This window comes from Pseudomonas sp. LBUM1670 (assembly GCF_059695695.1).
Genome location: NZ_CP166783.1, coordinates 1,133,685 through 1,145,666, shown reverse-complemented (window position 1 = coordinate 1,145,666; position 11,982 = coordinate 1,133,685). Strand labels below are relative to the sequence as shown.

5 protein-coding genes are annotated in these 11,982 nt (G+C 58.8%); 2 read left to right on the top strand and 3 right to left on the bottom strand.

The window, feature by feature from the left end; all coding sequences use genetic code 11:
- Positions 1-192: 192 nt before the first annotated feature.
- Positions 193-3,276, top strand: a complete 3,084-nt coding sequence (locus ACA073_RS05195; protein WP_497402111.1) for a membrane-targeted effector domain-containing toxin — start codon at positions 193-195, stop codon at positions 3,274-3,276.
- Positions 3,277-3,466: 190 nt separating this feature from the next.
- On the top strand, positions 3,467-7,774 hold the full coding sequence (locus ACA073_RS05190) for a membrane-targeted effector domain-containing toxin (protein WP_497402110.1): 4,308 nt from the start codon (positions 3,467-3,469) through the stop codon (positions 7,772-7,774).
- Between the two features lie 173 nt (positions 7,775-7,947).
- Here the strand turns inward: ACA073_RS05190 and guaA are convergent, their stop codons facing one another.
- The 3 genes from guaA to ACA073_RS05175 form a co-directional block, all read right to left on the bottom strand.
- Positions 7,948-9,525, bottom strand: coding sequence for a glutamine-hydrolyzing GMP synthase (gene guaA, locus ACA073_RS05185; RefSeq protein WP_497402108.1), 1,578 nt, complete (start codon positions 9,523-9,525; stop codon positions 7,948-7,950).
- Positions 9,526-9,625: 100 nt separating this feature from the next.
- On the bottom strand, positions 9,626-11,095 hold the full coding sequence (guaB, locus tag ACA073_RS05180; RefSeq protein WP_017340298.1) for an IMP dehydrogenase: 1,470 nt from the start codon (positions 11,093-11,095) through the stop codon (positions 9,626-9,628).
- A gap of 239 nt (positions 11,096-11,334) precedes the next feature.
- Positions 11,335-11,883: a sugar ABC transporter ATPase gene (locus ACA073_RS05175; protein WP_497402106.1), complete on the bottom strand. Its 549-nt coding sequence runs from the start codon at positions 11,881-11,883 to the stop codon at positions 11,335-11,337.
- Between the last annotated feature and the right edge of the window lie 99 nt (positions 11,884-11,982).

Here is an 11,982-nt window from a genome sequence, read left to right as displayed (position 1 = left end):
AGGCCCGCAGGCCCGTAAAAGGCGAATACGATACACCTGCGGTTGAGAAACAGTAAGGGCGGCGCGGCGACTGGCCGCAGGCGGATCTGGCCTTACACGACACCCAATCGCGACAGGTAGTACATATGTAGAGCACTTTGCGGCAATCAATCGGGGATCCTCAAACCCCCACAGTTCAAGGAATGAACGCGCATGAACCCTCTCCAAACCACCCCACTGCCCAATGCGGCGGACAAAGCCGCCGTCAAGGTCGTCGCCGCTTGCCCGAGTCTGCAGGACACCGCTCACGAGGTCGCCAGTAATTTACTGACCAGATTCGGCGTGGTCGGCCACGACCCCGACAAGGTCTACTTCCACCGTTTCAGGAACTCCATCAGCAGCTGGAAAGCCTTCACCGGCTGGGAACACTGTTGCGCAAAACCCCTTGAATCCATGACCTTGACCCAACTGGTGATCCACCGGTTTCGCGTCGGCGATCAGGACAACGCCGATATGCTGGACGTCGATGCAGGCTTCTACACGGCGGGGCCAGAGGCCGAAGATTTCAATGAGACCAATGAAATACGCCTGCATGGCGATGAAGTTCTGAGGGAATTCTGGAACATCAACTTCAGCGACGTTTACCGCAACAAGTTGCAAACGTTCTGGAAAAACTTCTCCCACGACTTCCGCACCCTGGCCAAATGCAATTTCCTCAGCAAGGCCGTTGAAGCAAGGGATCGCGGTGTATTGTCTGACGAGGACTTTCAAACGGTGGTCAGCGCGGTCATCGGTCCGCTGAGCTGGCCGGTCAGCCTGCACACGCTGCAATCCGAGACACCCGCTGGCCATGGGCTGCGCGTTTGCGCGCTGGATATCGACGGTCATGTGGCGACCAACATCCTGCGCATCACCGACCTGAAGGGCCGGCAAATCATTTACACGCCGGGCGAAACCGAGTCGTTTCATGTGCTGCAAACCCCGACCGACGTGCATTGGTGGTTCTTGCAACAGTTGAACGAAAAAGCCCCTCGCCAACTGTTCCTCAGCCATTTCGCACTGGCCGACCGTCATGAGATTAACCAGAACATCACTGACCTGATGAACCGGCTCGTCAGCACCTGGGGCCATGCCGATCACCACATGCTCAATCAAAAAGACCCGCTCGTGACGAACGATGCCTTCAGCTGGATGCGAGACGCGACTCAGGCGGCGATGTCCGCCGAGGCCGATCTGTCATTGACGTCCAATGGCGATCTGCGAAAAAAATTGTGGATCGGCTACCTGAGCGCCGGTTTGAAGGTGTTTGGTCCGATGGCTGCCGTGGGCTGGCCAGTCGCCCTGCCAGTGATTGGCGCCAGCCTCGTCAACATGGGCCTGAACATCGATCAGGCCGTCAACGGCAAGACGTCGACCGAGCGCAAGGCAGGCGTTATCGGCGCGATCCTCAGTGGCATTGATGCCTTGTTCAACCTGCCGTTTTTGAAAGGCACGGGGTCACTGGCGGAAATCGGCACGGAGGCCGAAGCCGCCGAGACCCTTGAAGTCGCGCAACCCATGGAAGGCACCGCGGGAGAAGTCGAATCCGAAGAATCGAACTGGATCGTGCCGGCGCAGGAACAAGTGACCTCGGCAGCGTCTGAAACAGTGGAAGTAATCGAGGTCCCGCAAACCTTTCAATCCAACGAGCTGCTGGACGGCTACACCCCCGTCGCTGAACCTGGAAAGTTTGAAGGTATCTACCGGCTGAACTCCGATCCTCCCTACGCCATTCTGATGAACGACACGGCCTATTACGTGCGCTACTTCGATGCCTCTGAAGGCGACGGGTTTTGGGCGATCGTCGATCCGGACAGGCCGAACCAGTTCATCCACTCACTGCCGGTGCGCTTGAATGCCGAAGGTCAGTGGGAGCGCATGTCCCGGTTGGGATTAAAGGGTGGTGGCCAGTGCCTGGGCAAGGAATGCACGGTGGAGCTGGAAATGGACGTTCGCGAATCTGTACCAGGTGAACCAGAACAACCACCGCCTGAAGCCGGTACGTCGACTAACCCGCCGCTCACCGACCCTCAGCCCTCGACATCGACTCAGATTGGTTTGGTGAAAACGCCCTATGACGTCGATTTGGCGCGACGATCGGACCTGAGAAGATGGGCCTTGCAATTGCGTGAAACGCACCTTCGCGTGCAGATCGGGCCCGATGGCGCTTTGGTCGCTCCGGATCGGTATGCCCTCTACTTCGCCGACAAAGCCCGAGCGCTGTTGACCTCTGCCAGTCGTTTTTACAGGAACCTGCCGTGGGCCAACCTGCCGCTGCGCCCGGCGATTCCAGCCGTCAATGCGTCAACGACCATCACCGATCTCCTCACCCAGATTTTCCAGAACGCCCCCGGGCTGGTCATCAGTGAAACCCTGGGCCGCATCACCAGCATGCGATTCATGATCGAGCACATGGCCGATATGGCCAGGCAAGGCGTCAAGACCTTGTATGTGCGACGCCTGCTCAGCGATTTTGCCCAAGTCGACCTGAACGCTTACTTCAAGAGTGGCGTCATGTCCGAAGACCTCGAACACTACCTGACCCGCCTCGGTAGCGACCCCTCGGGCCAATTCAATGAACTGGCGCTGGTCAAAGCCGCCAGGCAAAACGGTATTCGTGTGCAAGCCACCGACTGCGCGGCGACCTATAAAAAATCGACACGGTTTACGCGGGTTCAAGAGCAGATGAGTACCAACCATCTGACCGCCGACATCATGTTCATGGATAAATCCATGAACACCGTCAATAAGTGGGTGGTGTTGACCGGTGTCGAAAACACCAACACGTTCAGGGAACTGGCGGGTATCAGTGAACTGGAAGGCGGCATTGGCTTGCGAATTGAAGAAGTCGCTCCGGGACAAGGCGAGCGTATTTCGCTTGACCCCGGCATCGCCATCGAGCGGGGGCCCTTTGCCCAGAATGAGACGGCACGCGGAACAGTCGAAACCTTTTACGCCGACCTCCTCCTGCAAATGGAGGCCCCCACCGTCACCCGCAACGAGCAGCAGCTACGCAGACTGCTCAGCCGTCCTGGCATGTATTGCTTCGAGCGGTCGGAAGGCGGCTACACGTTGTTTCACCGCAGTCAGACCGAGCAGTTTGTGCAAACACCGGTCCAGACGCTCGCCGACGGGCGTTACTCCATTAATCGTCCGACCTGGGGTCAAGTCAGCGGCGTTCCCTTCGACAGCCTGGAGCAACTCTCCCAAAGCCTGAATCATATGGGCCTGAACCTGCAGAGTCGCATCCCGATCTGAGCTGCAACCCCCCGAGTTCGCTGGCGGGGTTTACGCGCCCCGCCAGCACCGGAATCGCACCCCGCTCGGGATGTTTTCCCATGCCCCCCGCCTATTAAGACGACAACCGATCAACCCGACTCCTGACAGACCTGCCCTGCGCCTCTTGAAATGATCGCGGTCACTCCAACACCACTATCAAGGAACGACTGTGGACACATCAGAAAACACCGCATTACCCAACGCCGCTGACAGGCTGGCACTCAAGGGCCTGGTACCCACGTTGATCCAGGCCTGCCCCGACATGTACGAAATGGCCTGCGAGGTTGCCAAAGATATTCTGCTCAAACACGGCATAACCCACCTGGAACCCGAGCAGGTTTACTGGCATCGATTCAAATGGTCCGCCAGTCGTTGGCAAGCTTTTACAGGCTGGGAACACAACGGCGCAAAACCCACTGAGTCGATGACCTTGCCGCAACTGGTGATCCAGCGTTTCCGCGTTGGCGATCAGGACAACGCCGATATGCTGGACGTCGATGGAGGCTTCTACACGGCCGGGCCGGACGCCGAAGATTTCAATGAAACCAATGAAGTGCGGTTGCATGGCAACGAGGTGCTGAAGGATTTCTGGGCGATCAACTTTGCTGATCTCTTCGATCAAAAGGTCGCGTCGTTCTGGAACAAGCACAGCAAGACATTCCGCACCCTGGCCAAATGCACCTTTCTCGCCAAAGCCATGGAGGACCGCGAGGGTGGCCGGTTGTCGGATGATAATTTCCGCACCGTAATCAAAGCAGTGGCCGGTAATGTGAGCTGGCCAATAACGCTGCAGATGCTTGAAGAAGAAGTGCCGCCAGCTGATGGGATGCGCCTCAGCTTGCTGAAAATCGGCGACTACGTGGCGACAGATATCCTGTGCATCCACGACGGTCATGGCCAGGAGATTATCTACTCACCCGGTGAAACCTGGGGACTGCACGCCTTCCAGAATTACCGCGACCTGCATTGGTGGGTATTGTCGCAGACCCGCAAACCGGATGACCGCAAGCGCTTCCTCGCGCACTTCCAGGTCGCCGACCACGACATCATGGAAGACACCTCCTGGCGTGCCGTGGCGAAACGAAAATGGCTCTGGGCATTTGGCCCCGTGGTGGGTTTGGCCTCGACGTTATGGCGCGCACCACATATCGAGAACGTCGGGCTCAACCATGTCCTGGACCTACTGGTCAGCACCTGGGACAGCGCCGATCACACGCTGATCGAACACACGAGCGAAGCGTTCCATGAGGATGCCTTCACGTTCCTCGCAAGCGCCACCCATGTGCGCATGGTCAGCGACGCCACCTTCATGATGCACACCAATGGCGATCTACGGAAAAAGTTGTGGGTCGGCTATCTCAATGCCTTCGGCCGCATGTTTGGCCCCATGGCCGCCGTTGGCTGGCCGGTTGCGCTGGCGGTCGTCGGAGCCGGCATCGCCAACGTCGGCCTGCAAATTGATCAGGCGATCAATGGCAAGACCCGTGGCGAGCGCAAGGCCGCGACGCTGGGCGCGATTTTCGCGACGATCGATACCCTGTTCAACGCAACCTTTATCAAGGGCAGTGGCCGTCTGCCGGAAATTGCCGAGGCCGAGGCCTTCTTCGTACCTGAAGAAAAACTGGCCGAAGCGGCAATCGCCCGCACGCCGCTGCCTGTTCTGGAAGATATCGCGCCGACACGCATCCTGCCCGCGGAGCCTGAGGATTTTCTCGCGTCCTTCAAGACCGAAATCACCGAGGGCACCCGCATCGAAACCGGCGACCCCAAGTTTCAGGAAATCATCCAGACCGCGTCGGGCAAGCATTACATTTTCATGCGTCGCGCGGGGAGCGGCGGCTATTACCAGGTGCGCTATGTCGAGCAACTGCGTGGCTGGGTAATTGTCGATCCGGCCAACCCCTTTTCGTTTTACCGCAATGTACCGATTCGTTTGAACGAAGCCGTGAGATGGGAGCCCACCGCCCGCATCGGCCTCAGGGGTGGGGTGAAGATTTTCGGCAAGTGGCCCTTCGGACACACGGCCGACCCGCTACCCGAGGCGGGAGCGCAGCCGCTGGCATACGACGTGCCACCCGCGTCGAGGCAGGCGCTGCAACCGGTGTCGGAAGCTGACGTCGATTACTTTCCGCTGGACCCGCAAGACAGCAGCGACCGTTTCTATCAAGACTTCAAGGCATCGCGCCGCACGCTGTACGACGACGCCATCACCTTCTATGTCAGCCCTGAATTACCGCCGCGTCCGCTCGTACCGGCGTTCAAACCGACAACGTCGTTTGCCGAAATGACCAAGCGCCTGTTCCAGGAGAATCCCGGCCTTGTGATCGGACAAGACAGTTCCGGCATCGGCGCCAGACAAGTGCTGATCGACAACCTCAAAGCGTTGAACAAGCAAAAGATCAGAACCCTGTACATGGATCACCTGTTCACCGATTTCCATCAAGCGGATCTGGATGTTTTCCACAAGACCGGCAAGATGCCGCCCGCACTTGAACGTTATCTGAAGGCCCTCGATACCCGGTTCAAGACCGATCCGACCGGACCTTATTCGTACACCGAGCTGGTGAAAACCGCGCAGAAAAACCACATTCGCGTCCAAGCCATCGACAGCATGGCCAGCCGGCGCTTTCCGCACATGGAGGGGACGACTGAAGCGAGCAGTCGGAAAATGATGAATTACTACTCGGCCACCACCCTGCGCGCCGATCAGGCCGCCCGGGGTGCTCACCGTTGGGTGGCGCTGGTGGATGAGGGGCGCGCCAGTACGTTCGATCAGGTCGCCGGACTCAGCGAACTGGAAGGCACGGTGGCGCTGCGCGTCGACGAAATCGCGTTCGGCCAGGCTCAGGGGCTGACCGGTGATCCAGGGAAAAAGGTCAAGGACATCCTGGGACGGACCGTCGATGAACTGAAGAGCGACCTGCGCCTGCAACTGCGTGCCGAACCTGCGAGGGCTACGGTCCGCACCCTTGAGGAGGCGTTGCCCAAACCCGGCAAGTTCATGTTTCAGGAGCCATCCACTCTGGTTCACCGCAGTGGCGATGGCACCTTGGTGCACACGCCGATCCAGCAGGATGGGACAGGTTTTTTCATCGTCCGTCCGAAATGGTCATCGGTCAGTGGCCGTCACTTCGATAGCGTGCATGAACTGGCCGAGGCCCTCGAACATGAAGGCTTGTCGCAGGTGCAAGTGCGCATTGACCCATTGGCCGGCCCCGGCACGCTGCCGGACATCGAACCATCGACCTCCGTCCCCGGCACAGGGGCGCCGCAAGCCCCCGAACTGACGATAACGGACCCACCTCGAATCACCTCGCCCTATGAGATCCCGGCGCAGGCGCGAGCCGAACTGAAAAGCGCTGCAGTCAGCAGTGATCCCCGCCTGTTGGCCGACTTCCTCGATACGCAAGGCAACTCGCCCTATGACACGTTCAGGGCGCTGCGAAAACAAGTGTATGAGGCTGCCGCTCGCTTTTATGCCGAACTGCGCCTGCCGACGCGTCCAACGATTCCGTCCGTGGATCCAGCCTTGTCGGCGCAGGCGCTCATCGAGCAATTGTTCGAAGAGTTCCGTGGGCTGGTGATCGGCGAAAGCCATGCCGACATCGGCAGCAAGCAATGGCTTATCGACAATATGCAAGCGTTGGCCAACAAGGGCGTGAAGACGCTCTACTTCGAACATCTGCTCACGGACTTTCACCAGGCCGCGCTGGACAACTTTGCCAGGACCTCGATCATGCCTCGTGATCTTGAGCGATACCTGATCCAGCTCGACAAGGGGCACCTGACTGATCCGTTGCAACGCTACACCTTTCTCAACGTGGTCAAGGAGGCCAACCGTAACGGCATCCGGGTTCAGGCCATCGACTGCATGGCGAGCTACCGAACGGAAGGGATGAGAGTTGCCGACCCGACGGCACGGCAAAAAATGATGAATTTCTACGCTCACACCGTGATCGAGGCCGACCAGGCTGCACGCGGCCCGCATAACTGGGTCGCACTGATGGGCAATTCCCACTCGAATACGTTTGAAGGCGTTGCCGGTGTCAGTGAACTGGAAGGCGCCGTCGGCCTGCGCGCCGAGGATGTCGCCGAAGGAAAATCCGGAGGTATAGAACCTGATCCGGGCAAAAGCTTTTCCGATGAAATGGGCAAAAATGCGGCAAAGGTTAAAGGCGACCTGCGCCTGCAAGTTGAGACGCCGTGGTACGCACGGTCGAACTCGGAGATTGAAAAGATGCTCTCCCGACCGGGTATGTACACCTTGAAAAAGGAACTGAGCGAGACTTTTCTGGTTCATCGCGGCCGCGATAATGCAATCGTACGGACCGATATCCACTTTGAATCCGGCCGCGTTTACATTGAGCGTCCGGCCTGGCCGACGATTCACGAAAAACGCTTCGACAGCTTAGAAGCGCTGCTCCAGGCACTGAATCAACGAGGCATGAAACTGGCCGGCTGGTCCAAACCGTTGTAATCAAAAAAGCCGCGTGAAACATCGTTTCACGCGGCTTTTTGTCGAAAACATTGTAGGAGCGAGCTTGCTCGCGATGGACGACAACGGTAACGCGTGCTGTCTGAATAAACCCGTTGTCGTGACGTTTTTCGCGAGCAAGCTCGCTCCTACAGGGGGAATGCTGTGTACCTATTTCATTCCCACTCGATCGTCGCTGGCGGCTTGCTCGACACGTCGTAGGTGACGCGGGAGATGCCTTCGATTTCATTGATGATGCGGCCGCTGACGGTTTCCAGCAGTTCGTAAGGCAGGTGAGCCCAACGCGCGGTCATGAAGTCGATGGTTTCCACGGCACGCAGGGCCACAACCCAGGCGTAACGACGGCCATCGCCAACCACGCCAACCGATTTCACCGGCTGGAACACCACGAATGCCTGGCTGACTTTGTGATACCAGTCGGCCTTGCGCAGTTCTTCGATGAAGATATGGTCAGCGCGACGCAGCAGGTCGGCGTATTCCTTTTTCACTTCACCCAGAATGCGCACGCCCAGGCCCGGGCCAGGGAACGGGTGACGGTAGACCATGTCGTACGGCAGGCCCAGTTCGAGGCCCAGACGGCGGACTTCGTCCTTGAACAGCTCGCGCAGCGGTTCAACCAGTTTCAGGTTCATCTCTTCCGGCAGGCCACCCACGTTGTGGTGCGACTTGATCACGTGAGCCTTGCCGCTTTTCGCGCCAGCCGACTCGATCACGTCCGGGTAGATCGTGCCTTGAGCGAGGTATTTGATGTTGTCCAGTTTGTTGGACTGGGCATCGAAGACATCGATGAAGGTACGGCCGATGATCTTGCGCTTCTTCTCTGGATCGCTTTCGCCAGCCAGATTGTTCAGGAACTGGTCTTCAGCGTTGGCGCGGATCACTTTGACGCCCATGTTCTCGGCGAACATGGCCATCACTTGCTCGCCTTCGTGCAGACGCAGCAGGCCGTTGTCGACGAAGACGCAGGTCAGCTGGTCGCCGATGGCTTTGTGCAACAGTGCAGCTACTACCGAGGAATCAACGCCGCCGGACAGGCCGAGCAGGACGTTGTCGGTGCCGACCTGGGCGCGAACCTGAGCGATGGCGTCTTCAGCGATCTTCGACGGTGTCCACAGCGCTTCGCAGCCGCAGATGTCGAGGATGAAGCGCGACAGGATGCGACCGCCCTGTTTGGTGTGGGTCACTTCCGGGTGGAACTGCACGCCGTAGTAGCGCAGGTCATCGTTGAACATGCCGGCAATCGGGCAGCTCGGGGTGCTGGCGAGGATGTGGAAGTCCTGCGGCATTTTGGTGACCTTGTCACCGTGGCTCATCCACACGTCGAGGCCGAACAGGCCGTCGGCGTCGATGTGGTCTTCGATGCCGTCGAGCAAACGGCTCTTGCCGACTACGTCGACACGGGCATAACCGAATTCACGCAGTTCGGAACCTTCGACCTTGCCGCCCAGTTGCTCGGCCATGGTCTGCATGCCGTAGCAGATGCCGAAGACCGGTACGCCGAGGTCAAACACCGCTTGCGGGCAGCGAGGGCTGTTGGCTTCGTGCACGGACTCGGGGCCGCCGGCGAGAATGACGCCTTTTGGAGCGAATTCGCGAATCGCTTCGTCGTCCATGTCGAACGGATGCAGTTCGCAGTACACGCCGATTTCACGCACGCGGCGGGCGATCAGCTGGGTGTACTGGGAACCGAAGTCGAGGATCAGGATGCGGTGGGCGTGAATGTCGAGGGCCATGATTCAGTCTCGTCTAAGTAATTCAGAAACAGTCGTGATTCAGAAACAACTCGGGGCTGAATAGAACAGCCCCGGGTTACTTAACGTTTTGCTTGAAGGCTCAACCTACGCGGTAGTTTGGCGCTTCTTTGGTGATCTGCACGTCGTGGACGTGGGACTCGGCCATGCCAGCGCCGGTGATCCGCACGAACTCAGGCTTGGTGCGCATTTCTTCGATGTCGGCACTGCCGGTGTAGCCCATCGAGGAACGCAGGCCGCCCATCAGTTGATGGATGATGGCGCTCAGGCTGCCCTTGTACGGAACACGCCCTTCGATCCCTTCCGGAACCAGCTTCTCGGCGCCTGCCGAGGAGTCCTGGAAGTAACGGTCGGAGGAGCCTTGAGCCTGGGACATGGCGCCCAGCGAACCCATGCCGCGGTAAGCCTTGTACGAACGACCCTGGAACAGTTCGATCTCGCCCGGCGCTTCTTCAGTACCGGCGAACATCGAGCCCATCATCACGCAGGAAGCGCCGGCCACGATGGCCTTGGACAGGTCACCGGAGAAACGGATGCCGCCGTCGGCGATCAACGGAACGCCCGTGCCTTCAAGGGCAGCGGCAACGTTGGCGATGGCACTGATTTGCGGGACGCCGACACCGGCGACGATACGGGTGGTGCAGATCGAGCCAGGGCCGATACCGACCTTGACTGCGTCAGCGCCTGCTTCGGCCAGGGCCTTGGCGGCAGCGCCGGTGGCGATGTTGCCGCCGATGACCTGCACTTCAGGGAAATTCTGTTTGACCCAGCGAACGCGGTCGATCACGCCTTTGGAGTGACCGTGAGCGGTGTCGACCACCACCACGTCAACGCCGGCATTGACCAGCGCAGCAACGCGGTCGCCGGTGTCTTTGCCGGTGCCGACCGCAGCGCCAACGCGCAGACGACCTTGATCGTCCTTGCTGGCCAGCGGGTAAGCCTTGGCTTTTTCGATGTCTTTGACGGTCATCATGCCTTTAAGGGCAAACTTGTCGTCGACGATCAGGACTTTTTCCAGGCGGTGCTTGTGCAGCAACTCGCGGACTTCGTTCTTGTTGGCGCCTTCGCGGACGGTGACCAGACGCTCTTTAGGCGTCATCACTTCACGTACGGTGGCTTCCAGACGGGTTTCGAAGCGTACGTCACGGGAAGTGACGATGCCGACCAGGTCGCCATCGTGCAGTACCGGAACGCCGGAAATGTTGTGCATGCGGGTCAGTTCGAACAGATCACGAACCGTGGCGTCAGCCTCGATGGTGATCGGGTCCTTGACCACGCCGGCTTCGAACTTCTTGACCTTGCGCACTTCGGCAGCTTGCTGCTCGATGGTCATGTTCTTGTGGATGATGCCGATGCCACCTTCCTGAGCCATGGCAATTGCCAGACGGGCTTCAGTGACGGTGTCCATGGCGGCAGAAACCAGAGGAATATTCAGCTCGATGCCACGGGTAAGGCGGGTCTTGAGACTGACTTCGTTAGGAAGCACCTCGGAATAACCAGGCACTAGGAGAATGTCGTCGAATGTCAGAGCTTCTTGGCTGATACGCAGCATCGCGGGGGCTCCCGAGCGGGAAAATGGAAGCGCGCCATTATAGTCAGACACCCCCTCGGGTTCAATGTAAAACTCTGTCTATTATTCGCATTACTGATATACGGGGATTGCGGCTACATGGGATTGCTGTTTTTTGTAGGAGCGAGCTTGCTCGCGATGGACGTGAACGATGACGCGTGCAGTCAGGAAACAAGCGTCGCCTTCAAGTTCATCGCGAGCAAGCTCGCTCCTACAGATAGTCAGAGTTCCACTTTCACCCAACTGACGGGCTGATCCAGCCAATCGGCGAACTCATCGATAAAGCTCTGCTTGAACCCGGCCTCGGCCCAGTTGTTGAAAATGAATCCCAGATTGGAAAAGCCGCATTCCTGCAGGAAAAGAAAGCCGTTGATGTCGTCTTCATGCCCGCATTCCGGGCAGGTGAAGTTATCGGTGCGCCCCGGCATCCAGTCTTCCAGGCTTTCGAACAGCGCTTCGCCGATCTCCTTGCGGCACTCGACGCAGCCCGCTTCCCCAAGGAAACCCTTGGCCGGCGTATAGATACAGCGCTTGGTGATGATCTCCAGGCCATTGACCGGCTCGCCGAACGGCAGTGCTTGCGGGTGCAGTACCACGGCGCGGGCACCGTCGGCGATCGCGTGGCCCATGCGGTTGCCGGTTCGGCCGCACGTGGTCAGCTCTTCCGTGATGATGTTCTTGCGCACCAGCCAACGCACGACCGCCCGGGCGCGGGGTTCGTGCACCGGCAGCGTGGAAATTTTCGGGACGATGATGCTTTGGGAATTCATGGGTGCAAGCCTGCTGCGTTAAATGGAGGTTCTGCGGCGCGCCGATTGACGCCTTCGCGAGCAAGCCCGCTCCCACATTTGATCGCGGTTAATGTGGGA